This is a genomic window from Cryptosporangium sp. NPDC051539, from assembly GCF_044454545.1.
In the GTDB taxonomy this organism is placed as follows: domain Bacteria; phylum Actinomycetota; class Actinomycetes; order Mycobacteriales; family Cryptosporangiaceae; genus Cryptosporangium.
The window spans coordinates 426,490-449,284 of sequence record NZ_JBITDV010000005.1 but is presented as its reverse complement, the minus strand read 5'-3'; the positions used below and the strand labels follow the sequence as shown (position 1 = coordinate 449,284).

Below are 22,795 nucleotides of genomic sequence, written 5' to 3'. Positions count from 1 at the left end.
AGGAGGTCGGAATGCGGATCGGTGAGCTGGCTTCGCGGGTCGGGACCACCACCCGCGCGCTTCGTCACTACGAGTCGCTCGGGCTGCTTTCGGCCGACCGGACCGCCAACGGCTACCGCGAGTACTCCGAAGCGGACGTGCGGGTCGTGGAGGAGATCCGGACGCTGGTCGGAGTCGGGTTCGCGCTCGAGGAGACCCGGCCGTTCGTCGAGTGCCTGCGGGCCGGATACGCGACCGGGGACTCGTGCTCGGCGTCGGTCGCGGTCTACCGGCGGAAGATCGCCGAGATCGACGACTGCATGGCCGGGCTGGCTGCGGTCCGGTCGCAGCTGTCGGCGGCGATGCGGGGCGGGTCGCTGTCGGGGGCTGCCCCCGAGCCGCTCTGCATGTTCACGCCACTGCGTTGACCTCCTCCTTCGTTCACCGAGGAGGAAAAATGTCTGTTGTTGCCGGGTCGATCGCTGCCGTGACCGACGAGACGTGGACCGAGGAGGTCCTGCTTTCGGACGTGCCGGTGGTGGTGGATTTCTGGGCCGATTGGTGCGGGCCGTGCCGCCGGATCCGGCCGGTGCTGGAGTCGCTGGCCGCGGAGTGGGGCGAGCGGGTCCGGGTCGTTTCGCTGGACATCGACGTCAATCCGAACGCGGTGCGTGACTACGGGGTGCTCGGGGCGCCGACGCTGATGCTGTTCGAGGGCGGCGAGCCGGTGCGGACGGTGGTCGGCGCACTGCCGAAAGCGCGGCTCGTCGCGCAGCTGGGCCTGTAGGGACGCTGGACGCTGGTTGACGGGGTGCGGAGCCGCCGGCGGTCGGTCGGCGGCTCCGACTAGTGGTGCGGTCCTACGGTCGGTCGAACTCGCCCAGCTTGATGCCGCTGAGGAACGCGGACCACTGCGCGACCGGGTAGCGCAGTACGTCGCCGCCCGGGTTCTTCGAATCGCGGACGCCGATGACCACCGGCGTCTCCGCGACCTCGACGCAGTTGATGGTGGAGCTGCGCCGGGACTTCCGCCACGATGCCGCTGGGAATTCAGTGCTGTACATGGTTGTCCGCTCGGTAGTGGTTTCGGGTCGTGGTGCCGCTTCGTGTGCGGTCGATCAGCGCTTTGGTGAACGGATCTCGTCACGAACCGCAGCGATGAATTCCAACGAGCTTTTCGGCGACAGGGCGATCGATCTGAGCTGGTCGAATATGCGCTGGTAGCGCTTTAGGTCAGCGGGTCCTTCGAGGTAGAAGTCTCCCTGGTGTCCTTCGACGAACACGATGCTCGACGCCGGGCTCTCCTCGATTTCCGCGATGCCGAAGCTCCCCGGTAGTGCCGGGTGCGCCCCGGCCTCGAAATCGAGTACCTGCAGGCTGATCTGGGATCGTTCGGCGGCGGCCAGGAGCGCGTCCAGTTGATGCGCCATGACTTCGCGGCCACCGATGAGGCGACGGATCGCGGCCTCGTCGATGATGAACGACACGTACGGCGGGTTCGGACGATCGAGGATCTCTTGACGGTGCAGCCGGAGGCTCACCTTCTCTTCGATCTCCTGTTCGGTTCTCCTCTCACCGGCGCCGCGGAGGAGCGCCCGTGCGTAATCGGACGTCTGGAGCAGGCCGGGGACCACGGCCGGCTGGAAGTCGGAGATTGCGGTGGCGGCCGACTCCAGGCCGATGATGGTCCGATAAGACGCGTCGATGTCGTAGCCCTGCCACCAGGCGCGTTCCTTGCTCTCGCGGGCGAGGGTCATGAGCTGTTCCTGCTCGAGCGGGGAGACGCCGTACAAGCGGCAGAGTTCGCGGACATCGCGGAGTACCGCGCCGCGTCGACCGGTCTCGATGCGACTGATTTTCGTCGGGGAGCACGCGAGCTCCCTGGCGACCTCCTCGATCGTCAGTCCGGACGTACGCCGCAGAGCCCGCAGCCGCGCGGCGAGTTCTCGTCGGCGCAGCGTGGGGGTGCGTTCTCCCGCCATGGCTAAATGCTCTTTCGTGCCATGTCGCGTGCCGGAGGTGTGGACCGGTCGCGTGCCGGAGACACGGACCGATCACGTACCCGAGGCACGGATTGAAATGGCACTTGCCATGGCCAGGCCGGGACGTTACCAGTCGCCGGAACACACGAGTCACAGTGGTATCGCAAGCCTCGTTTGTGTCGCGAAACGCGATTCACAATCCGGGATGGGAATCCCGTCACCCCAGGTAAGAGGGGCCTTTCTGGAGGTTTCTCGCTCGTGGTGTTCAAGTGGCCGGTGGGGTTCGAAATAGCTGGCGTAAGTGCGATTTCTGTCGAGTCCACGACTCTGAATGGCACTTGCCCCCACCGTCCCGAGCATGCCACGATCTCACTGACCGTTAAGCCAGGGTAGCCAACCAGCCACCGATACAGTGACCGAGGCGCCGCCGGGGGGACGGGCTTCTTTCGTATCGCGAGCTTATTGGCTGCGTAAGTTTCGCTCGAAGCGGTTCGTGAGTGCGGGCCCTTCGTAGTCCAGTGGAACCCGCCAGGTCCTGACTTTCGTGGTCGGACTCTGCCACGGCATGGAGGGTGCCAGATGAACACGGGGCCGCAGAACTGGCGTCGGGGTGGGGAAGAGTTACGTCCGCCCACTCCCGTCCTTCGTCGTGGTGTCGGATCTGACGGGCCGGTTCGTCCGGCCGCCGCGCGTCCGCTGCCGACGACGGTGTTGTGGCGCTGGCGGTACGAGGCCGCCGCGGTCGGCGGCGCGCCGCTGTTCTGGTGGGGGTCGGTCCACGCGGCCGGCGGTCTGATCGGCCTGAGCCTCGTCACCGGCCTCTTAGCCTTCGTCGCGCTGGTCCCGCCGCTGCGGCGGTGGGCGTCCGCGGTCTTGTGGACGATCGTCACGCCGCATCGTTTGCGGGTGGGGTGCGCGGGGGCGGGGCTCCTGTCGCGGAGCGGGCGGCTTCCGGCGGTGCTGGCCACCTGCCGTAAGGCGTACGGCGAGCGGGTCTACCTCTGGTGCCCGGTGGGGGTGTCGGCGGGGGATGTCGCAGCCGCGCGCTCTTTCTTAGCGGACGCGTGCTGGGCGCGGGATGTTCGCGTGTTCGAGACGAGTGGGCAGTATCCGCAGGTGATCGCGGTGGAAGTGGTGCGGTCCCCGGTGGCGGGAGAAGGCGAGGCGCGGGCGGTGCCGGCGTTGTGGGCACGGTTCGAGCGTCACGAGGGGCGCTTCGAGGGGTTCTGAGGTACTTGCTTGGAGCCCTTGCTTGGGCCTTTGCCCCCGTCGGGTTGCCGGCGCGTCTGGCGCGGTAGCGGTGCCCCTGGTCCGGTAGCTCTGGCGCTCTGGCGCTCTGGCGCTCTGGCGCTCTGGCGCTCTGGCGCTCTGGCGCTCTGGCGCTCTGGCGCTCTGGCGCGGTGGCGCGGTGGCGCGGTGGCGCGGTCGGGCGCTGCGGGAGCCCGGGGCGGGAGTGAGGCCTGGCCTGGAGTAGGGGTTCGGGCGGGGTCTGGGGTGGGGATTCGCCGCGGGGAGGTCCCGCTTCCCGGCGACCTGGCTTCTGCGCGCGGGATCGACGGGGTGGTCGCGTCGATGTTTGTGCCCGACGGTGAGCTGCGGCCGGCGTCGAAGTGCCCCGGCGTCCGGGGGCTGAGTCCGCGGTAGCGGCTTGGCGCGTTGGGGGCGTTCGGGACAGATGGAGCCGCCGCGGCGACTTCTTCGCGGCCGCGGCCTTGGGCGGGTGGGTTGCCAGGGCGTGGGCCAGGGCGTGGGCCAGGGCGTGGGCCAGGGCGTGGGCCAGGGCGTGGGCCAGGACGTCGGTCACGTTCTCGGCGTGGCCGGAACGTGACCGGGGTCGCGGCCGGGCCGGGGACGTGACTGTGGCCGGGGGACGTGGCCGTGACCGGGGCGGGGGACGTGACTGTGGCCGGGGACCGTGACCGGGGATGTGACCGGGGCGTGGCTGGGGACCGCGGCCGGGGCCAGGAACGTGGCCGTGACCGGGGATGTGACCGTTACCGGGGTCGGGACCGTGACCGTGACCGGGGCCGGAGATGTGGCCGTGACCAGGCGTGGGGCGGGGATGTGGCCGTGGCCCGGATCGTGGCGGGGCCGTCGCCGTCGCCGTAGCCCGGATAGTGGCTGTGGCTGTGGCTGTGGCCCGGATCGTGGCTGTGGCCGGGGGCCGCGGGCCACGGGCCGGGGCTGGGGCGGGGTTGTCGTGCGGAGGGCGGGCGTCGGGATGGTCGATCGGCGCCGGGGTCGCTTGTCCGTGCGGCTGCAGCAGGTACTCGCGATCCTTCGTGTGACCCGCGGCCGTGCTGCCCGGTAGGTGGGGCCGGACCTCGATCGCAGGGTCTCGGGTCGGCAGGTGGTCGGGCCGCCCGGCGGTGGGCGGGCCGGGGTGTCAGGCGGGCCGGGGTGTCAGGCGGGCCGGGGTGTCAGGCGGGCCGGGGTGTCAGGTAGCTGACACTTGCTGTGCGCGGCTTGCTGATAGCGTGCGTCAAATTTCTTCGCGCAATATTCGGATGGCGCGATAATTGTTCGGGACAATTGTCCCGGAGTCCCGGGAATTGCTCCCGGCGCAAATGGCCGAATTCCTGATCCGGCGGGCTTATTTCCCGATCGGTTGCCGCTATTTCCCGAGCTCGACAATTAGGCAACTAGCAGGCCGGTTCGCAGATCGCCGGGTCACGGAATGGCAACGATCAGGGCCGCCTTCCCAAATCCGACTTTCCGGTACACTCCGGGTCTTTTCCCTGCCGGTGAGCCAGTTCCGAGCGACCTGTTGAGCACGGCGCTGACCTGCGTCTAGCTGCGGATCTGATGGCTCTGGTGTGGAGGGTGTGACGCCAGTACTCGATTACCTCAGATTCTGTTAAGGGGTTCACCAACGTGCGTGCGAAACCGTTTATTCGTGCCACTCGAGTCACACTGGTAACTAAGGATCTGTTAACGGCGAAATGAGTTCGTGCTACGAGGCGAATTGGCGACCCAGTGCCATGATCGGTTTATTCGCCGAAGCCGAAAGTGATCGGGAGCGTCGTCGTCTTCCGCTCCGGCCCAGCGAATTGCGAAGCAGGTTGGAAGGACAGGGGTAACTGCCATGGCACGGAACATTCTCACCGACGACTGCGGCCGCAGAGCACTCGGCCTGGTCCAGGTCGCGTCGGCCGTGCTACCGGCAGCCGCCCAACGGCGCGGACGCGATATCGGAGCCGCACACATCGACGCGCCGGCTTGGGCGGTGGCCTGGACGTCCGTTCCGGTCGCGAGCCCGGTGGCCGGCGTCCGCGCCGAGGGTCGTCCGGGGGTGACCCGATGAGCGCCCGGCTGGAGCGCGCGGTCCTGGCGGCCGCGGCGCACGAGTACTTACGGGCGGGATGGCCGGTGGCACCGGGTGCCTGGTGGTCGCCGCAGCTACAGCGGTACCGCTGCGGTCGGCCGCGTTGCCGGACGTCCAGCCCGCACGCGGTGGACCCGGGCACCGGCGCGGGCGACCGGTGCATCGCGACCGTCGCGCAGTGCGTCGTCACGAGCCCGATCGAGGTCGATCGCTGGTGGACGGGTCACCCGTACGCGCTGCTGATGCCGACCAGCACCGGACCGGGCGTCGTGGACGGGACCGAGGACGTCATCAACACCATGGACGAGCGGCTGCGCGCCGACGGGTACCTCGCGCCGATCTCGAGCTCGAAGGTCGGGCAGGCCCAGTTGTTCTGCCAGCAGCTCCGTCCGAGTCAGGAACTGTGGCTCGCGGCGGCCGGGGCAGGCGTCCTGCTCCACGGGGAGGACTCGTGGGTCACGCTGCCGCCGTCGACTGTTCGGACCGGCCAGGTGCGTTGGCTGCGGTCCCCGCAGGAATGTGGGTGGAGGCTGCCCCCGGCGGCCGTGGTCTCCGCTGCGCTTCGCGTCGCGCTGACCTTTCGAGCCCGGCCAGTCATAACCGGGCTGCCGGGATGATCCCGCGGCTGCCCGACGAGACCCGACGCCCGGACGGCGCCACGATGGCGTTGCTCCGGGAGTCCCGGGCGGCGATCGCGGCGCGGCCGGTGGATCTGGCTGCGGCGGTGTACCGGCATCTGCCGTCGTTCGCGCCGCGGACGAAAGAGCTGATGGCGGCGTCGGTTCGCCTGCACGGCGAGCGGATCGTCGAGGAATTGTTGCGGGCGGTCGAGGTGCTCGATGCGCTCGCGGTGCTCGAGGCGGACCTGCGTCGGCTCGGCGCGGAGCACGCGGCGCTGCACGGGGTGCCTGCGGAGCATTATCCGTACGTCGGGCAGGCATTGGTCCGGGCGGTCCGGGAGTTGTTCCCGAACGCGGATGCCGGGCCGCTGGGGTCGGCGTGGCTCGAGGTTTACGAATGGCTCGCGGCCGAGATGCTCGCGGGAGCGGTCGAGGCGGTGCCTTTGTACGCGCCGGTGCGATCGCGGGACCCGGAGGCGTCGCCGGCGTACTGGCGCTCGTACGTGGAGCCGCTCGACCCGGACCTGCTGTCCGTCCCGCCGACGGCCGTGCCGCCGGATGCCGGTCGGCCGGACGCTGCTCGACCGAGCCCCGCGCCGCCGGACGGCCCCTCGGTCCAGCCTGCGTCGTCGGTCCAGCCTGCGTCGTCGGTCCAGCCCGGGCCGTCGGGTCAGCTCGGGCCGTCGGGTCAGTCCGCGCCGTGGGGTCAGGCCGGGCCGTCGAGTCAGTCCGCGTCATGGGGTCAGCCGGCGTCGTCGGTCCGGCCCGGGCCATCGGGTCAGTCCGGCTCGTCGGGTCAGGCCGCGTGGTTGGGTCAGGCCGGGCCGTCGGGTCGGGTCGGGCCGTCGGGTCAGGCCGCGTGGTCGGGTCAGGCCGGGCCGTCGGGTCGGGTCGGGCCGTCGGGTCAGGCCGCGTGGTCGGGTCAGGCCGGGCCGTCGGCCCAGCCCGGGCCGTCGGGTCAGGCCGCGTCGTGGGGCCAGCCCGGGCCGTCGGGGCCGCCGACAGCCGCGTCGCCGGCTGGCGGTGGGGAGTTGAGCGACACGGGGAGTGTCCCGGCTCGGACGGCAGGATTCTGGCCGTCGTCGGCCGGGGTGGACCCGCAGGTAGCTCCCGAGCAGGAGGCCAAGGGCCGTCGGCAAGCGGCGGCGGGCCACGGGGCTTCGGGCGGCGTTCGCCCGATCGCGGCGGGTGCGGGTCAGTGGGCCTTGCCGGACGAGTCCGCGCAAACGGCGCCGTCGCAGGCCCGGCCGCCGCGGGGACCTTCGACGACAGCTCGCCCGGAGACGGCGGACCCACAGGAAGCGCGCCCGGAAGCGACGCCCTCGCGGGACGCGCGCCCGGAAGCGACGCCCTCGCGGGACGCGCGCCCGGAAGCGACGCCCTCGCGAGAAGCGCACCCGGAGGCGACGGCCTCGCGGGGAACGCGCCCGGAGACGGTCCCGCGGGGAGCGCGCCCGGAGACGGAACGGTCTCTAGCGGACGCGTTTTCGGGGGATGACACGCGCCGGGCTGCGGTGCCGCCCGCCGAAACGGACGGGGATCGCACGGCAGACGGAGCCGCCGACGATTTGCGCGGACGTTCGGCCGAGCGGCACCCGGCCGAGCGGCACTCGGCCGAGGAACCGGCGCAGACTCCGTGGGCGCGGGTGCAGTGGCCGTCACCGGACGGTGCGCCCGCCGAGGAAGCACCGGCCACTTCGCCCGGAGCGGACCCGCCTGCTGGTGGGACGGCCGGCGACACGGCTTCCGTGAGCGGGTCGGCCGAGTCGGCTCCGCCGCTGGTGGAGCGGTCGGCCGGGCTGCCCAGGGCTTCGGGGTCGGCACACGTGCCACCAGAGGCGGAAGAGCTTCTGCCGGTCGAGGCGGATCCGGCGGCGGCTTCGACGGTTCCGTTCAATCGCGGCGAGTTGCTGGAGCGGCTCGCCCGGGTGGACGAGATCGAGGCTTCCGGGAGGTCGGGGGACGGCCAGCCGATGGCGCGGCCGGTGTCGCCCGCTCGTCCCGGTGGTCCGGCCGAGCCGTCAGGTCACCCGCCCACCGGATTGCGGCCGGTGTCGCCAGCTCGGCCGCCAGCTGGGCAGTCGGCTCGACCGCCGGCTGGGCCTCCGGCCGGGCAGTCGGTTCGGCCTCCGGCCGGGCAGTCGGCTGGGCCGCCAGCTGGGCAGTCGGCTCGACCGCCGACTGGGCAGTCGGCCGGGCAGTCGGCTCGACCGACGGCCGGGCAGTCAGCAGGGCAGTCGGCTCGACCGACGGCTGGGCAGTCGTTGTTGCCGGCGGCGGGTGAGCTCGACGCTCCGGGGCGCTCTGGCCGGCACGAGGAGCCGGAGCCTGCTCCCGAGAAGCGGCGCCGGGGCCGCAACCCCTGGGCCTGGGGCTCGCGGTTCCGGAACTCGGCGCCGGAGCCACTGCCACCGCCGGATCCGACGCCTCCGAAGTGGCAACCGCCCGACCTGGACCCGTCGATGTACGACTCGCCGCCGGAAGTGGTGCCGTCCGGTCCGCAGAACCTGGACCTCCGGCGGTCCGCGGAGGACGGACAGTCCGCCGGTGATTCGGAGACAACGCACACCGGAACCGCGGCCGTCGGGGAGTCGCCCGCACCTCCAGCACCCGTGAATCCAGTACCCGCACCTCCAGCACCCGTGAATCCAGCACCCGCACCTCCGGCACCCGCGTCTCCGGCACCCGCGTCTCCGACGTCGCGGGCACCCGAAAGCCACCGCACCCCGGTCGCGTTCAAGGGTGTCGGCACCGGGTGGCCCCGTGAAACCCACCGACCGGTCCGGGCGGCCGAACCGCCGCCGGACCCGTTAGACCTGGGCGACGCCCCCGCCCAGGAATAGAGGAGGGGGCGTCCCGGAATGACGCACCGGGACGCCCCCTCTTCCCGAAGGGAGCCCGCACCGCGACGGCCCCGTGCGGTGAGCTTCCTCCGGCAGGGCCGACCCGCGACGCACCTCGCGGGAGGGCTCCTCCGCACCCCCGCCCGGTCCCAGTGGGCGGGGATATCGGCCCGGCTCACGCGAACATCGTGATCGGCTTGAACGTGCGCTTCGGGAACATCGCCGCCACGTCCGTGGCCGACAGTCCGAACCGCGACTGGGCCACGGTGCCGAACACGTCGAACATGTTGTTGAACTCCGGGACGTCACCGTTGTCGAGCGTCCCGAGCCCCGGCCACGTCCCGAGCAGCGAACTCGACAGCTTCTGACCCGACAGGACGGTCACGACGTTCCCGTGCCCGTGGTCGGTTCCACTGCCGTTCTGCGCGACCCGCCGTCCGAACTCCGACGACAGCACCACCGTGACGTTCTTCCGGGCGTCGCCGAGATCGTCGAAGAACGCTCGCAGTGCCGACGCCATCTGCCCGAACAGCGTGAACAGGTGCCCGCCGTTCGTGCCCTGGTTGCTGTGGGTGTCGAACCCACCCATCGACACCGCCGCGGTCCGGACGTTCGCCCCGCCCTTGATCAGCTGCGCCAGCGTCTTGAACCCGTCCCCGAGGCCGGCCGGATACACCGCCCCGTTCGCCGGGGTGTACGCCACCGAACTGATCCTGCTGGCCAGAGCCAGCGCCCCCACGGCCGCTTCCACCGACTCCGCCGCCGGGTGGTCCAAGCCCGTGAACATCGTCTTGATCGCCTCCGCGGTCCGCGGCGCGAACGCCGCATCGCCGTTGATCGCCAGCGCAGGCAGGTTGCGCAGTGCCAGCGCGCCCTGCGTCCCGACCAGCGAGCGGCGCAACGTACTGCCCACGCCCACCGACCGGAACGCGGTGCCGGGACCGAGCCGCGAGGTCAGCACGTCCATCCAGCCACGCCCCTGCGTTTCGCTCGGCAGGCCGCCGAGCTCGCAGGCGTCCTGACATTGGAAGTGGCTACGGGACAGGCGCGGGTCGGACACCCCGGGCACGAAGCCCAGCTCCCCGGCGTCCAAATATTTCTTGAGGGGTTCGAAGGCCCGGTTCAGTGCGAAACCGCGCGCCAGCGCGATCGACCCGCCGGTCGGCAGGACCAGACCGGGACGGGCCGCCGCCAGTACCGGGTCGTTCGCAGGAGCCACCAGGCTCAGGCCGTCGAGTCCGCCGAACAGGAAGACGTGGATCAGCGTTCCGGTTCCGCTCGCGCCGAACGAGGCCCGGACGTTGAGGAACTGGCTGGTCAGCAGAGTCGTGGCGCCTAAGCCGGCGCCGAGCAGAACGGTCCGGCGGGTGACTCCGCGGCCGTCCTCGGCGGCCTCCTCGGCCTCGTTCAGACTCCTCCACTCGTCGCGGACAGCCGCGTTCTCGCTCTGGACGGCCGCGGCCTCGGCGCGGAGAACAGCATCGCCAAACTTCATGCCGGGCCTCACTTGAACGAGTGGTAGGGGGAGGCGAGAATCGCGCGCGCCACGTCGGTGACCGCGCCGTTGAACGTCGCGTCGACCGTCGCGGTCGCGGTCAGACCGCTGACCGACAGCACCGCGGCGCGGTCCTTCGCCGGAAGCTTCTGTCCCACCAGCCGGACGCTCAGCGCGTCCACGAACTCCCCGGCGGTCGACGGTGGCCCGCCCACGAGCTTCGAGGGCTGGACGAACGTGAAGCCTTTCCGCCCGCCTGAGACCAGTGCACGTGCCTCATTCCACTCCTCGATCATCGTTCCGGCGGACGCCCAGGCGGTGAACACGCGCGGGTATCCGTTCGGCGACGGCTGGCCCATCGGGTACTGGCCGAGCTCACGCATCCGGTTGTGCACGGCGGCCAGCCCGTCGCGCAGGTCGGCACCGGGGCGGACACTCAGCACCCGGTACGTCGCGACCACGTACTCCAGCGGCCGCCGCACCTTCAGGCCGACCGAACCCCAGAACTCCGACGAGGAGAACAGCGTCCGCAGCACCGGAACGATCGACGACCGGTTGTCCAAGTAGGACTTCTTCAGCCGGGCGACCAGCGTCGCGGGCGGCGTGTCCGAGACGAAGTGCAGGCAGAGCTGGCGGGCGACGTGCTCGGCGGTCGCCGGGTGCAGCGCGAGGTAGCTCAGGTACTCGTCGGAGGCGTCCAGTCCGCTGGTGTTCTTCGAGTTGGGGTGGCTGAACCCCATCACCGTGATCGGCCCCAGGTAGTGCGCGCCGTCGTCGTAGAAGAACTCGTCGTCCTTGATCAGGCGGCCGGTCTGCAGCAGAGCGGCCTGCCGGACGTCGACCTCGGTGTAGCCGCCGTCGACGCCGACCGAGTACAGCTCCAGGTTCTCCCGGCCCAGGTTCTCGTTGACCCGGTCCTTCCTGGACTGGTCCTGGTTGAGGTACCGGAGCAGCGCCGGGTGCCGGTTCCCGGCGAGGAACATGTCCTCGTACGTGCCGAGCGCGTGCTTGCGGATCACGTCGGTGTCGAACGACGCCCGCACCAGTTCCGACCCGTCGAACGGGTTCGCGACGTGGAACAGGTCGTTCCAGAAGTCGACCATCACCTCGAACAGCTGCCGCTCCGACCAGATCTGACGCGCGATCGTCAGACGGACGTTCTCCTGGTCGGCTTGCGGCCGCTGATCACCGAGCCGGTCCTTGTCGGCCCGGAGCTGTTTGATCGACTTGCCGTGGGTGGGGAAGATCCCCTGGGCGGTGTTCACGTCGGCCGATTCGCCGACCGACGAGGGCTGGAGCTGCTTGCTCAGCCAGGCGTCGATGCCAGACTTGCGCACGTCGGCGATCAGTTCCGGCGTCGCACCGAACGTCGTGCGGCGTAGGAGGTGCAGCACCGGGTCGGCGGCGAAGACCAGCGGCGCCTTGACGTTCGTTCCGGCCGCGGCGGCGGCCGGACCCGGGAACAGCTTCGCCGGCACGGTGGGCCGGCTGCGCAGCCGGCGTCCGGCTTTCGCGCCCATGTAGGACTCGTCGCGCTCGCTGTAGGTGCGGGCGGCGCGGGCCTGGCGTCCGGCCGGTCGGGTGGAGTTGCCGCCGGTCGACGTGTCGAATGACTTCTGCTTGTCGCTCCCGCCGGTCGGGCCGGTGACCTCGCCGATCGGGTCGGAGGCCGGGACGTCGGCGTCGACCTGCGCCGGAGCGCCCCCGCCGAGGGCGTCGGACTTCTTCGAGGTGGCCCGCTCCGGCTTGTCGTCGGCGTCGCTGCTGCAGGCGGCGACGGCGAGACCGGTCGTGGCGAGGACGCCGGTCAGAAGGCCGCGCCGCCCCCAGTGGGGCGCGGGCTTCTGACCGGCGGCTGGGGTTCGGTCGGAGGGTTCGGGTCTACTGCCCTCTTCGGACGTAGAGCGATCGGGCCGCTGTGGCATGCGGCGAGGCTCCTTTGGCGCGTGGCGGTAACTGCCGGAAAAAATCCGGAGATTCACGCGGGAAGTTAGTAACGCCAGGAGCTGGTGCCAACGTTCTTGGGTTGCTCTTAAGCCTGCGTCGGCTGGTTTTAAAGTGGCTGCTGAGTGCTAGTGGTTGTTTTGTTGCGAATTTGGCATCGGCCACGCCCGGCGTGAGTGCCCTCCCACAGACCGGATTGAGACCTGAGCGGTCCTGGGTGTGGAAGGCGACGGCTCACGCGGCGGTGGGCCGGCATCGGCAGGTGCTGCGGACCGGCTCGCTGTGTGCCCCCGGCGCGCCACCGCCGTCGAGCCCGCGAACGGGGATCTGCCGGCGGTGGATCCGACCAGGCCGAGGAAGGTGCGCCGATTCGCCGGTCGCGCTACGTCGTAGAACGCGGCTCGGTGGCGCCGGACCTCGACCCGGACGAGCGAGCTCGACGCAGTGGCGCGGCTGACCGTGCGGCGTCGGTCGCGGAGTCTGCGCTCACGCTCCGGTGGGGGTCGCGCGCCGGCCGTTGACCAGCGCGCTCGTGGAGCGCCCGGGGACCAGCGGAATCTCGATCGCCTTCGCGCCGAGCTGGTGCGCCGACGCGCGCTTCTCCTCGGCGAACGGGTCACCCTCGGTGAACGCGAGGACGGCCGGGTCGAGCGGCCGGAGCAGGTCGGTGTAGGGCTCGGGCTCCTTGACGTCCGGATCGCCGTGCACCAGGAACACGCCGTCGACCGGACGCAGCGCGGCGAGCATCTCGGCCCGCTCGACGCCGGTGTTCATCGGACGGCCAGGGCCCTTCCAGGCCGAAACCCGCTGATCGTCCTCGACGCCGACCACCAGAACGTCGCCGGTCTCCGCCGCGGCCTGGAGGAACCGCAGGTGACCGACATGCAGCACGTCGAACGCGCCGGTGACGACAACCGTGCGGCCGGAGCCGGACGGGTTCGCGTACCAACTCAGCTGGAGCCCCGCCCGCGTCGAGTCGGGCATCCGGTCACGTCCTTCCGCGGTGGCTGTCGATGCTCATTCTGGTCCGTCGGCGCCTGCCCGGGTGTGCTCCCGGCCGGGCTGTGATCGGAAACATTGTCGAGTGGCGTTCCGTAATCGTCTCGACACTAATCGTTCGTAGCGTCCGTTATATGGACGAAGTGCTGGCACAGGTAGCCGCGGAACGTCATCCGGAAGCGTTCGCGGCAGAGTTGCCGGAATCGTGGGAGGCGTCAGACCTGGGGTTCCGGAGCGGGCGACCGGTCATCGTCCGGCATGGCTTCGGCCCGGTCGAGCAGCGAGTCGATACCGGTGGTCGCGAGGACTGACTGTGCGGCCCTGGACGGGTCGGCGATCGCGAACGCACCGCGCTTCCCGCCGATCGTCCGCCAGAGGGCCACCAGAGCACCGATTCCGGAGGAATCGACGAACGTCACGCGGGACAGGTCGATCACCACGCGGCCGGCGCCGCCGGTGAACTCGCGCTGGGCCGTCCGGATCAGCGACGGAGAGGTCTCCATGTCGAGGTCGCCCTCTGGCCGCAGCCAGGCCGTGCCGTCGTCGAGCGAGACGTCCAAGCGCCAGATGCCGTCCTCGCCCACCCCGGCCTCCGATCCTGACTGACTTCTACCAACAAAGTCTTCCACCGGTAGTGGCGTCCAATCCTGCGGACGTCGCTCAACCGACAACTACTCCGAATTCTGCGTCGCTCCCGAGTCGGCCCGCCAGTTCTGTGGACGCACGGCTCTGACCACGTGCGGTACTGGTGAGTACAGTGAGGGCCTACCCACTGAAAAGAGTTCAGCTCATGTTCGAGCAGCCAGTGCGGTACGTTGCTCAGTCCCCTCTGGGCCTTCTTGATGACTCGACGCTGCTGGCCACGGCCCGGGAACGTGCCTCTCATCTCGCTTCGGCCAGCAAGCAGCTCGCCGGGTCGCTCAACCCCGACCGGACGCTTCGTCGTGCACTCCACGTGACGGTTCCGGCTATCGCCGACTGGGCGCAGATTCTTCTCCCGACCCGTACCGGCGTACGGTATACCGCTGTGCGGGCCGACGATCCCGACCGCTTCGTCACGGTCGAGGGTGAGCGTCCGGTTTTCGGCGAGGTGTCCGGCCACGGACGCGCGCTCGCGACCGGCCGCTTCGAACTGATGCACGTCCTGGCCGGCGGTCACGTACCCGACGCGGTGGCCGGCACCGTGCCGTCCGGCCCACTGCGAGAGGGTCTGCTCGGGCTGCGCCCGGCTGACCTGCTGGTGGTTCCGCTGACCGCGCGCGGCACGACGTTCGGCACGCTGACGCTGGCCCGCCGGGCCGGTCGCGGCTTCGAACCGGAAGACGTCGGCTTCGCCCTCGAACTGGCCGGTCGCATCGCGATCGCGATCGACACCGCCCGGGTCTACGCCGAGCAAGCGCGGGTCGCCGAGGTGCTGGCCGCCAGCCTGCGGGCGCCCGAGATTCCCGAGACCCCCGGCCTCGCGATCGGCGCCCGGATGCGGGCGGCGATGCACACCACCGACATCGGTGGCGACTTCTTCGACGTGTTCGGCCAGCCCGGCGACTACTCGGTGCTGCTGGGTGACGTCGCGGGCAAGGGTGCCGAGGCGGCGATCCTGACCGGGCAGTCGCGGCACACCGTTCGCGGTGCGTCGTTCTTCGACCGGCAGCCGTCGGTACTGCTGCGGGTGCTGAACGCGGCGCTGTTCTCCGGGGGTAGCCGTAGCGAGCCCACGACGCGGTTCCTGACCGCGATCTGTGCCCGCGTGCGCACGTCCCCCGACGGCAGCGCGTCGGTGACGATCTCGTCCGCCGGGCACCCGCGGCCGCTTCTCGTCCGCAAGTCGGGCGTCGTCGAAGAGGTACAGGTCAAGGGCCTGCTCTGCGGCGCGCTACCAACCGCGACCTATACCGAGGTCGAGGTCGCGCTGGCCCCCGGCGACATGATGCTGCTGTTCACCGACGGGGTGCCGGACGCGATCGGCTCGGACGGGCGGTTCGGTCTCGGACGCCTCTCGCAGCTCGCGGCCGGGTACGCCGGGAGCGGTCCGCACGCGCTGGCCGAGGCCGTCGACATCGCGGTCGCCGAGTACAGCGGAGGCGGGGCGAGCCCGACCGACGACGTCGCCGTATTGGCGTTCGGTGGGGTCCGGGCCTAGCCGGTGGTGACCGACGAGGCTCGCGAGGAGTTCGTCAAAGCGCTGGACGCCGCCGACCGGCGGCTGGCGGTCGAGCTCGTCAGCGACCTGCTGAACGACGGGGTCGACCCGGTCGACCTGATGCTGGAACTCGTGACGCCGTCGCAGCAGGTGGTGGGCGAGCGCTGGCAGAGCGGCGAGTACAGCGTGGCGCAGGAGCACGCGGCGACGGCGGTCAGCGAGGCGGCCGTCGCCACGGTCGGGGCGTGGATCACGGAGCCGGCCACGCCGCTCGGGTACGCGGTCGTCGCGTGCGCCGAGCGGGAGTGGCACGCGCTGGCCGCGCGTATCGTCGCCGAGTCGCTGCGGCACCTCGGGTGGCGGACGACGTACCTCGGGGCGTCGACGCCCGCGCACCAGCTGGCCGGCTACCTGCACCGCCTCGACCCGGACGTGGTCGCGGTGAGCTGCTCGATGCCGGCCGCGCTCCCAGCGGCCCGGCGGATCGTCGAGGCGGCGGCCGAGGCCGGGATTCCGACGCTGGCGGGCGGGCGGGCGTTCGGCGCCGACGCGTCCCGGGCGCTCGCGCTCGGTGCGAGCGGGTGGGCGGCGTCGCCCCGGCAGGCGGCGGACGTGCTCGCGCGGCTGCGTCCGGTGGTCGAGCCGGTGCCGGCACTGGCCCACGCCGGTGCCGACGAACAGGCTGAACTGCTCCTGCGCAGCCGCGAACTCGCGGTGCAGGTGCTGCGGAGCTGGCTGGCGGCGATGGGAGACATCGGCGCGGGCTGCCTGGCCGGTCTGGACGCCGAGGCGGAGTACGCGGTCGACCACGCGCTGCACGCGCTCGCGGCAGCGCTGCTGACGGACGACCTGACGATTCTGCGGGAGTGCCGGGAGTGGCTGACGACGCTGCTCAGCGCCCGCGGATGTCACCGGGAGGCCGTGCCCCAACTCTGGCGGGTGCTGTCCGAGACCGCGGGTGAGCAGCTGCCGGTGGCCGCCCGTCTGCTGCGCGAAACCGCTTAACGGACCTTGGCCGCGCTGGTTCCGGCGGCGGACCGGTCGCCGGGGTGGGGACGGCTGCAGCGCAGGGTGTGTGCCCGGTGGCGCTCCCGCCGGCCGGACGGTGAGACCGCCATCTCGTGCTCCGCGGGCGCAGGGCGCGACGCCGGCTCGTCGGCCTGTAGCGGCGTCCGGGAGCAGAAGGAGCGCGGGGTCAGCACGCTCTGGTCAACGACCACGTTCGCGTGCGGTGACGGGTTTCGGGAATTGCGTCCTTGATTGCGGGATTTTCAGCTGGCCGCGGCTTCCCGTAACGGCAGGTCGATGACGAGCGCCTCGTAGACTGGTGCGTCGGGAAACGGCTGCAGATGGCCGAGCGTGCGCCAGCCCCAGGAGAGATATGCGGTCCGCGCCGGATCGTTGTCGGGGTCGACGAGAAGCGTGGCCCGCCGCTCCGGACGCCCGGCGAGCAACGTGTCGTGCAGCGAGTGGGCGATCCCGCGACGCCGCCAGCTCTCCAGCACCATGATCTCGTTCAGCGCGAACGTCCGGCTGCCGTCCTCGGTGAGCGCGTCCGCCGGAACGTCTTCGCGCATCCCTTCCCACCACCGGGTGGCCGCCGCGAGCGGCCCGCCGTAGGCGTAGCCGATCAGCTGGCCTCCGATGCTTCCGGTCACCAATCGGAAACCGGTCCGGTTCGAGTGGCCGGCGAATCGGTCGGCGAACCGTTCCACCGAGTAGAAGGGATCGGAGAGGTGATCGTCGTAGATCTCGGCGTACAAGGCGAACAGTTGGTCCTGGATAGCGCGCGCACCCGCGGTGTCGTAAGCGCGGGTGATGAGCCGTGTGGGCGCGGTAGAGGTCATCGTCGGCCTTCCTGCTGGCCGGACGACGAACCCCCGTCCGGACTTGCGGACATCAGGGGTATGCCACTGATCGTCAGGCGGAAATCGCCCTCCGTGGTGTTCAAGGGGGTGAAGCTAGTTCGGCCGCCGGATCCGGCGGCCGAACTCACGCGACGACCGTTGAATCGAATCTCGCCATGAAGCTACGGGCAGCGGTCGACGTGCTCACCTGAGCCAGCTGACGCCGGAAGGCTCGCAACTCGTTGAGGGTGCGGGTGCTGGTGACCTCGTTCACGACCATGCCCAGCGCCTCCTCACCGATCTCGATAGCGCGCGTCACGTCCCTGCGAGCGAGAGTAGCGAAGGCCAGCCGCACGGTATAGAGCGATTTGTTACGGACCATGCCCTCGCGCTGCTTGCCCCGAGCGAGTTCGAGGAACGACGCGGCCTTGTTCGCGCGGCCGGTGTCGAGCTCGCACATACCCTCGTTGCCGGCCAGTTCGACCTCGTCGAAAAACGCGATCCAGACCGGCTTCTCTTCGTCGGCGCTACGGCGCTCGAACGCGTCACGGGCGCGGACCATCGCCCGGCGGGCGGCCGGGCCGTCGTTGAGCTTCGCCCACGCCCGGGCCTCGCGCATCGCGAGCAACGAATCCATCGTCGGTGTCATGATCTGCTCGGCGACCCGCTGAGCGGCCTGGGCCATGTGCAGGCCCTCCCGCGGCCGGTCGAGCGCGACCGCCTGCATGCTCATGTTCGCGAGCGCGTGGACCTCGAGATTCGGGTCGTTCGCCATCCGGGCCGCGGCGAGCGCCTCGGTGTAGCAGTAGCGCGCCTGGTCTTGCCTGCCCGCGTCGAACGCGAGCCAGCCGGCGCAGATCCCGAGCTCACCGGTCGCCACCTGGAGTCGTCGGCCGACCTGCTCGCTGTACTGCCCCCGGTTGAGCAGCTTGTTGGCGCGGCGGAGCTGAGCGGCGGCCTGATCGCAGAGAGTGTCGCCACCGTAGCGGTAGTCGAGGTTGTAAAGGTGTTTCGGAGCGTCTTCCAACTGGGCGGCATGCGCCTCGCCGACGCGGCCGAAATCGTCGCTCGCGAGGGCTTCTTCGTCGTCGTCGCCGGCGAGCGAGAACCCCACCAGTGCAGCCGCGCCCGTCAGTCCTTTCAGCACACTTCTACGTCGCATGTTGTCTCCTACTTCATGCCCTGCATGAGTAGGGACGGTAGTTGCCAATTCGGGCGCCGTTGATCCGTCGAGGTATGGGGCGCCGATGGGGTCTACCAGGTGGGGAGGTATACGCAGGCCCTGGACGAATCGCAGCACGGTATCGAGCCGGATTTCGCAGAGACCCCGCTCGATCCGGGAGATGTGCGCCTGCGAGAACCCGACGAGTTCGGCGACCATGTGCTGCCGCCGGATCGGCGTGCGCGCCCGGTAGAGCTGCGAGACCCTTCCGAGGTCGTGATCGGCGAGTGCCGACCGCATTTCGGGCTCGGCCCAGAAATCGAGGGGCAACACCGGAGCGAGCAGCTCGACCGTGTGTGCGCTGCGTGAGCACGGGTCACACAGTGTGTTGGTGTTGTCGCGACGAAGTCGCCCCCCACAATGGGCGCACACCCGGGGAGCGTGGGAGTGCTCAGACGACTCACGGGCCATCGACGTGCTCCTGCCCTGCGCAGTGGACACTTGTCATACACCCGGATGAGGCTGATGATAGCCGCGCCCAAAGTGTGCGCAAGGCCACAATGGTAGGGCTAGCACCCTCATACTCCGGCGTGTGAGTGCAGGTAGAAGCGTTTTCCGGCGCCTTGCCACGGGTCTGACTCCGCTTGTCGGCTGATCTTCGCTGAACCTTGGGCGGATCAGGAGTGGACCGCTGGTACGGGCCTGACCGGTGTGGGCGATGTGAATGGTGCGGGCGATGGTGATCACACCTGAGAGTTGACGGATCCCGAAGCACTCAACTCATACGTCCGGGTATCAACGTCAGTCAGTGATGAGTTGTGTACTCCTCGTCGACAGCCCAGTCTCGGATCGCAACGGACGAGCGGAGGGGTGAGCCTGATGGCTGAGGCGGGCGCGGAAAGGCGCGGTCGGTACTTGAGATCGCTCCGAAACCGGGGGTTCCTCTCCTGTGGACGGAACGTCGCGTCGCCCGCCGCACACGACGGGTCGCGGCCGGCGGACAGCTCGCCGCAGTGGTTGCCTGGGCGCTCTCATCTACGCTGCGCACCGCAGTTGCGGTGCGCCCGGTGAGCCGAGGGCACCCCACGAACGTCTGGGTGACGCTCCGCGACATCCGCGAGCGGATCCGGACCGCCGACGACGTCGCCCTGCTCGCTCATGCCCCGCTCGACCTCTACGACCTCCTGAGGGCGGTGGAGGCCGTACTGGCGCTGCACGACGGCGTCCAGATCCCCGCCGAACCCGGCGGGCGTTTCTACTGCACCGGCTGCCCGGAAACCCCGAGCGGCCGCGTGCTCTGGCCCTGCGCCACCCGGTCGGTGCTCGAACGCGCACTAGTCGGAACCGAAGAACGGGTCTGACTACCCGACCCCTGAACGTCGCCCGGATCGTCCACACGCGCCCCCGGATGGTCCTGGCGACCGGCGGAACCGGCCGGTCGGCGTGGACATGGCAGGCTCGGTGCGTGAGCAGCACCGAACCGCTTGAGTCCACGCCGCCGGCCGGCAACGTCCTCTCCCCGGGCCAGCGCACCGTCGACTGGTACCAGGGCGCTGGGAAACCCGCCGTCGAACTCATCGACCAGACCGCGCTGCCGGACGTCGAACGTCTGCTCCGGTTGGAGACCGTCGAGGAGGTCGTCGACGCGATCCAGAGGCTGGCCGTCCGCGGCGCACCGGCGATCGGCGTCGCCGGGGGTCTCGGTGTCGCGCTGGCCGCGTTCACTCTCTCCGATCTGTCCGCGGCCGTGACCGCACTGCGGGAGGCCCGCCCGACCGCGGTGAACCTGGCCCGGGCCGTTGATCGTGTCGCCGCCGTGCTGGTGAACGGCCCCGAGGCGACCCTCGCCGAGGCCCTCGCGATCCGCGACGAAGAGATCGCCAGCAGCGACTCGATGGCGGCCTACGGCGTCGACCTGATCGGCGAACTCTGCGGCCGGTCACCGCGGTTGCTGACGCACTGCAATACCGGCGGTCTCGCGACCGTGACCGGTGGTACCGCGCTCGGCGTGGTGTTCGCGCTGCACCGGGCCGGGCGGCTCGCCGGTGTCGTCGCGAGCGAGACTCGTCCGCTGTTGCAGGGCGCGCGGCTCACGACCTGGGAACTCGCCCGCGCAGGCGTTCCGTTCCGGGTCTCGGTGGACGGCGCGGGCCCGTTCCTGATCGCCCGCGGCGAGGTCGACGCGGTGATCATCGGCGCGGATCGGATCTGCGCCAACGGGGACGTCGTCAACAAGATCGGTAGTTACGCCCACGCGCTCGGGGCCGCGCGGGCCGGCGTCCCGTTCGTGGTGGTGGCGCCGGAGTCCACCGTGGACCGGGCGACGCCGCACGGCGCGGCGGTGGAGATCGAGGACCGGGGGAGCGCCGAGGTCGCCCGTGCACTGCCCGCCGCCAACCCGGCCTTCGACGTCACTCCGTTCGACCTGGTCACCGCTGTAGTGACGGACCGGAGGGTGGTACGGTTCGCCGCCGGCCAGACCTGGGACGACGTACCGCTCGGACCCCTACGGAGCTCCTTGTGACGACCGTTCAACTGCTCACTCCCGACGGCGAGCGCCGGGACGACGACCGCTACCCGCTCGGTGTCACCCCGGACGAACTCCGGGGCATGTACCGCGAGATGCTCGTGACCAGGGCCGTCGACGCCGAGGCCACCGCGCTGCAGCGCCAGGGCGAGCTGGGCCTCTGGGCCCCGAGTCTCGGTCAGGAAGCCGCGCAGGTCGCGTCCGCGCGGGCGTTCGCGCCGGACGACATGCTGTTCCCCTCGTACCGCGAGCACGGGGTCGCGCTGGCCCGCGGCGTCGAGCCGGCCGAGTTGCTCGCGCTCTTCCGGGGCACCTCGCACGGCGGGTGGAACCCGTTCGAGCGTCGGCTGAACACGTACACGATCGTGCTGGCCGCGCAGTTGCTGCACGCGGTCGGCTACGCGATGGGCGTCCAGCGCGACGGGGCCGAGGAGGTCGTCGGCGTCTACTTCGGCGACGGCTCGACCAGCCAGGGCGACACGATGGAGGCGATGAACTGGGCCGGGGTCACCGATGCGCCGGTCGTGTTCTGCCTGCAGAACAACCAGTACGCGATCTCGGTGCCGGTCGAGCGGCAGTCGCCCGCGCCGTTGTACCGGCGGGCCGACGGCTTCGGGTTCCCCGGCGTCCGGGTGGACGGCAACGACGTGCTCGCGGTGCTCGCGGTCACCCGCTGGGCGGTCGAGCGGGCGCGCGCGGGGGAGGGCCCGACGTTGATCGAGTCGTTCACGTATCGGATGGGTCCGCACACCACCTCCGATGACCCGCGTCGCTATCGCGACGAGGACGAACTCGCGCACTGGCGCGCACTCGACCCGATCCTGCGGCTACGCCGCCACCTCGATCGCGAACAGCTCGCCGACGATTCGTTCTACGCCCACGCCGATTCGGACGCCGCGGCGCACGCCGCCGCGATCAGGGCCGCATGCCTCACGCTGGAGCCGACCGGCCCGTTCCCGGTGTACGCCGGCTAGGTCGGGGGTCGTACCGCCTCGGCGGAGGTTTCGTGGATCGCGGTGAGGTAGCCGCCTGCCCGGCCCAGGGCCAGGAGGGTGTCGCGGTCGAGGCCGAGGCCCGCTTTTGCCCCGGGCGGTGGCCAGTGGGCACGGATTGCCCGGGCGTCCTCCAGCCAGTCGGCCAGGGCGCTCATCGGGTCGGGCGCGGTGAGCCGTTGCCGGGCTTCGGTCAGGCGGTGGATCAGCGCGTCCAACTCGGCCGTGACCGCCAGCGCGTTGCCGCCGCACATCGCGGCGGTGAGGGCCACCCTGGTCGCGGCGACCCGGGTGGCGTCCCGGAACGACCCGGCGGCCAGCCCCAGCGCGGCGGCCCCGACAGGTTCGTCGGCGGCCCCGATCGTCAACGCGGCCGCGACGACGTGCGGCAGGTGGCTGATGCGGGCGACCGCGGTGTCGTGCTCCTCGGACGTCAGCGGCGTCACCCGGCCGCCGACCTCGAGCACCCAGCGGGCGACCGCCAGCCAGTCGTCGAGCGCGGTTTCGTCGTCCAGGCAGAGCGCCCACGCGCATCCGTCCAGCAGGTCGGCGTCCGCGGCCCCGTATCCTGACGATTCCGTGCCCGCCATCGGATGCCCGCCCACCCAGCGGGCTCCCGCGAGTTCGGTCGACACCAGCGCGCGAACCGGGTCCTTCACCGACGTGACGTCGGTCAGCAAACCTCGGTAACCGACGTCGGCCAGCGCGCTCAGCACCACCGGCACGGCCGGCAGCGGCACCGCGAGCACCACCAGGTCGGCTCCTTCGATCGCGGACGCCAGTTCCGCCGCCATCGCGCCGGCGCCGAGCCGTTCCGCGACCGCGGCCCTGGTCGCCGGATCGGCGTCGTACCCGATAGCGCTGACCTGCAGGTTCGCCAGCCGCAGCAGGAGCGAGCCACCGATCAGGCCGAGGCCGAGAACCGCCACCCGGGATATCC

21 protein-coding genes and 1 pseudogene are annotated in these 22,795 nt (G+C 70.7%); 12 read left to right on the top strand and 10 right to left on the bottom strand.

Annotated elements, in window-relative coordinates:
• Positions 1-11: 11 nt before the first annotated feature.
• Positions 12-407 (top strand): MerR family transcriptional regulator, encoded by a 396-nt coding sequence (locus ACIBZJ_RS18520; protein ID WP_395930967.1) that lies wholly within the window; start codon positions 12-14, stop codon positions 405-407.
• Between the two features lie 29 nt (positions 408-436).
• Positions 437-766 carry a thioredoxin gene (gene trxA, locus ACIBZJ_RS18515; protein ID WP_395930965.1) on the top strand — a complete coding sequence of 110 codons (330 nt, stop codon included), beginning with the start codon at positions 437-439 and terminating at the stop codon, positions 764-766.
• Positions 767-839: 73 nt separating this feature from the next.
• On the opposite strand, the gene ACIBZJ_RS18510 is transcribed toward trxA, so the two are convergent.
• The 3 genes and pseudogenes from ACIBZJ_RS18510 to ACIBZJ_RS18500 form a co-directional block, all read right to left on the bottom strand.
• On the bottom strand, positions 840-1,043 hold the full coding sequence (locus tag ACIBZJ_RS18510; RefSeq protein WP_395930963.1) for a DUF397 domain-containing protein: 204 nt from the start codon (positions 1,041-1,043) through the stop codon (positions 840-842).
• Between the two features lie 54 nt (positions 1,044-1,097).
• Entirely contained in the window at positions 1,098-1,736 is a 639-nt protein-coding gene (locus tag ACIBZJ_RS18505) for a DUF5753 domain-containing protein (RefSeq protein WP_395931265.1), read from the bottom strand.
• Positions 1,737-1,751: 15 nt separating this feature from the next.
• Positions 1,752-1,961, bottom strand: a pseudogene (locus ACIBZJ_RS18500) (helix-turn-helix domain-containing protein); the annotation flags it as partial.
• A 579-nt stretch (positions 1,962-2,540) separates the two neighbouring features.
• Here ACIBZJ_RS18500 and ACIBZJ_RS18495 point away from each other — a divergent pair.
• From ACIBZJ_RS18495 to ACIBZJ_RS18480, 4 genes are all read left to right on the top strand, one after another.
• Positions 2,541-3,191 carry a hypothetical protein gene (locus tag ACIBZJ_RS18495; RefSeq protein WP_395930961.1) on the top strand — a complete coding sequence of 217 codons (651 nt, stop codon included), beginning with the start codon at positions 2,541-2,543 and terminating at the stop codon, positions 3,189-3,191.
• 1,855 nt (positions 3,192-5,046) lie between these two features.
• A complete protein-coding gene (locus ACIBZJ_RS18490) occupies positions 5,047-5,265 on the top strand; it encodes a hypothetical protein (protein ID WP_395930959.1) in 219 nt (72 codons plus the stop codon).
• On the top strand, positions 5,262-5,903 hold the full coding sequence (locus tag ACIBZJ_RS18485) for a bifunctional DNA primase/polymerase (protein WP_395930957.1): 642 nt from the start codon (positions 5,262-5,264) through the stop codon (positions 5,901-5,903). The genes ACIBZJ_RS18490 and ACIBZJ_RS18485 overlap by 4 nt, the downstream gene beginning before the upstream one ends.
• Positions 5,804-8,749 carry a globin domain-containing protein gene (locus ACIBZJ_RS18480; RefSeq protein ID WP_395930955.1) on the top strand — a complete coding sequence of 982 codons (2,946 nt, stop codon included), beginning with the start codon at positions 5,804-5,806 and terminating at the stop codon, positions 8,747-8,749. The genes ACIBZJ_RS18485 and ACIBZJ_RS18480 overlap by 100 nt, the downstream gene beginning before the upstream one ends.
• 175 nt (positions 8,750-8,924) lie before the next feature.
• Here the strand turns inward: ACIBZJ_RS18480 and ACIBZJ_RS18475 are convergent, their stop codons facing one another.
• The 4 genes from ACIBZJ_RS18475 to ACIBZJ_RS18460 form a co-directional block, all read right to left on the bottom strand.
• Positions 8,925-10,244: a DUF1501 domain-containing protein gene (locus ACIBZJ_RS18475; RefSeq protein ID WP_395930953.1), complete on the bottom strand. Its 1,320-nt coding sequence runs from the start codon at positions 10,242-10,244 to the stop codon at positions 8,925-8,927.
• An 8-nt stretch (positions 10,245-10,252) separates the two neighbouring features.
• Positions 10,253-12,169, bottom strand: a complete 1,917-nt coding sequence (locus ACIBZJ_RS18470) for a DUF1800 domain-containing protein (RefSeq protein WP_395930951.1) — start codon at positions 12,167-12,169, stop codon at positions 10,253-10,255.
• 505 nt (positions 12,170-12,674) lie between these two features.
• On the bottom strand, positions 12,675-13,172 hold the full coding sequence (locus ACIBZJ_RS18465) for an adenylyltransferase/cytidyltransferase family protein (protein ID WP_395930949.1): 498 nt from the start codon (positions 13,170-13,172) through the stop codon (positions 12,675-12,677).
• Between the two features lie 230 nt (positions 13,173-13,402).
• Positions 13,403-13,771, bottom strand: coding sequence for an STAS domain-containing protein (locus ACIBZJ_RS18460; protein WP_395930947.1), 369 nt, complete (start codon positions 13,769-13,771; stop codon positions 13,403-13,405).
• A gap of 206 nt (positions 13,772-13,977) precedes the next feature.
• Here ACIBZJ_RS18460 and ACIBZJ_RS18455 point away from each other — a divergent pair, with 206 nt between their 5' ends.
• Positions 13,978-15,327 (top strand): PP2C family protein-serine/threonine phosphatase, encoded by a 1,350-nt coding sequence (locus tag ACIBZJ_RS18455; RefSeq protein WP_395930945.1) that lies wholly within the window; start codon positions 13,978-13,980, stop codon positions 15,325-15,327.
• A 6-nt stretch (positions 15,328-15,333) separates the two neighbouring features.
• Positions 15,334-16,332, top strand: a complete 999-nt coding sequence (locus ACIBZJ_RS18450) for a B12-binding domain-containing protein (protein ID WP_395930943.1) — start codon at positions 15,334-15,336, stop codon at positions 16,330-16,332.
• A gap of 266 nt (positions 16,333-16,598) precedes the next feature.
• Here the strand turns inward: ACIBZJ_RS18450 and ACIBZJ_RS18445 are convergent, their stop codons facing one another.
• The gene (locus ACIBZJ_RS18445; protein WP_395930941.1) at positions 16,599-17,174 is read right to left on the bottom strand and encodes a GNAT family N-acetyltransferase; all 576 of its coding nucleotides are present in this window, start codon (positions 17,172-17,174) and stop codon (positions 16,599-16,601) included.
• A 145-nt stretch (positions 17,175-17,319) separates the two neighbouring features.
• Positions 17,320-18,555: a helix-turn-helix domain-containing protein gene (locus tag ACIBZJ_RS18440; protein ID WP_395931263.1), complete on the bottom strand. Its 1,236-nt coding sequence runs from the start codon at positions 18,553-18,555 to the stop codon at positions 17,320-17,322.
• Here ACIBZJ_RS18440 and ACIBZJ_RS18435 point away from each other — a divergent pair.
• From ACIBZJ_RS18435 to ACIBZJ_RS18420, 4 genes are all read left to right on the top strand, one after another.
• On the top strand, positions 18,436-18,705 hold the full coding sequence (locus ACIBZJ_RS18435; RefSeq protein WP_395931273.1) for a hypothetical protein: 270 nt from the start codon (positions 18,436-18,438) through the stop codon (positions 18,703-18,705). The two genes, ACIBZJ_RS18440 and ACIBZJ_RS18435, sit on opposite strands and share 120 nt — an antisense overlap.
• Positions 18,706-19,403: 698 nt before the next feature.
• On the top strand, positions 19,404-19,697 hold the full coding sequence (locus ACIBZJ_RS18430) for a hypothetical protein (RefSeq protein WP_395930939.1): 294 nt from the start codon (positions 19,404-19,406) through the stop codon (positions 19,695-19,697).
• A gap of 215 nt (positions 19,698-19,912) precedes the next feature.
• Positions 19,913-20,860, top strand: coding sequence for an S-methyl-5-thioribose-1-phosphate isomerase (gene mtnA, locus ACIBZJ_RS18425; RefSeq protein WP_395931262.1), 948 nt, complete (start codon positions 19,913-19,915; stop codon positions 20,858-20,860).
• Positions 20,818-21,837 carry a thiamine pyrophosphate-dependent dehydrogenase E1 component subunit alpha gene (locus tag ACIBZJ_RS18420; protein ID WP_395931260.1) on the top strand — a complete coding sequence of 340 codons (1,020 nt, stop codon included), beginning with the start codon at positions 20,818-20,820 and terminating at the stop codon, positions 21,835-21,837. Before mtnA ends, ACIBZJ_RS18420 begins: the two co-directional genes overlap by 43 nt.
• Here ACIBZJ_RS18420 and ACIBZJ_RS18415 read toward each other — a convergent pair.
• Positions 21,834-22,784, bottom strand: a complete 951-nt coding sequence (locus tag ACIBZJ_RS18415; protein WP_395930937.1) for a prephenate dehydrogenase — start codon at positions 22,782-22,784, stop codon at positions 21,834-21,836. The genes ACIBZJ_RS18420 and ACIBZJ_RS18415 overlap by 4 nt on opposite strands.
• Positions 22,785-22,795: the final 11 nt, after the last annotated feature.

Excerpts from the sequence above, each read along its gene's own strand:
- ACIBZJ_RS18520 (WP_395930967.1), top strand. The coding sequence starts at position 12 with ATGCGGATCGGTGAGCTGGCTTCGCGGGTCGGGACCACCACCCGCGCG.
- trxA (WP_395930965.1), top strand. The coding sequence starts at position 437 with ATGTCTGTTGTTGCCGGGTCGATCGCTGCCGTGACCGACGAGACGTGG.
- ACIBZJ_RS18510 (WP_395930963.1), bottom strand. The coding sequence starts at position 1,043 with ATGTACAGCACTGAATTCCCAGCGGCATCGTGGCGGAAGTCCCGGCGC.
- ACIBZJ_RS18505 (WP_395931265.1), bottom strand. The coding sequence starts at position 1,736 with ATGACCCTCGCCCGCGAGAGCAAGGAACGCGCCTGGTGGCAGGGCTAC.
- ACIBZJ_RS18495 (WP_395930961.1), top strand. The coding sequence starts at position 2,541 with ATGAACACGGGGCCGCAGAACTGGCGTCGGGGTGGGGAAGAGTTACGT.
- ACIBZJ_RS18490 (WP_395930959.1), top strand. The coding sequence starts at position 5,047 with ATGGCACGGAACATTCTCACCGACGACTGCGGCCGCAGAGCACTCGGC.
- ACIBZJ_RS18485 (WP_395930957.1), top strand. The coding sequence starts at position 5,262 with ATGAGCGCCCGGCTGGAGCGCGCGGTCCTGGCGGCCGCGGCGCACGAG.
- ACIBZJ_RS18480 (WP_395930955.1), top strand. The coding sequence starts at position 5,804 with ATGTGGGTGGAGGCTGCCCCCGGCGGCCGTGGTCTCCGCTGCGCTTCG.
- ACIBZJ_RS18475 (WP_395930953.1), bottom strand. The coding sequence starts at position 10,244 with ATGAAGTTTGGCGATGCTGTTCTCCGCGCCGAGGCCGCGGCCGTCCAG.
- ACIBZJ_RS18470 (WP_395930951.1), bottom strand. The coding sequence starts at position 12,169 with ATGCCACAGCGGCCCGATCGCTCTACGTCCGAAGAGGGCAGTAGACCC.
- ACIBZJ_RS18465 (WP_395930949.1), bottom strand. The coding sequence starts at position 13,172 with ATGCCCGACTCGACGCGGGCGGGGCTCCAGCTGAGTTGGTACGCGAAC.
- ACIBZJ_RS18455 (WP_395930945.1), top strand. The coding sequence starts at position 13,978 with ATGTTCGAGCAGCCAGTGCGGTACGTTGCTCAGTCCCCTCTGGGCCTT.
- ACIBZJ_RS18445 (WP_395930941.1), bottom strand. The coding sequence starts at position 17,174 with ATGACCTCTACCGCGCCCACACGGCTCATCACCCGCGCTTACGACACC.
- ACIBZJ_RS18440 (WP_395931263.1), bottom strand. The coding sequence starts at position 18,555 with ATGGTCGCCGAACTCGTCGGGTTCTCGCAGGCGCACATCTCCCGGATC.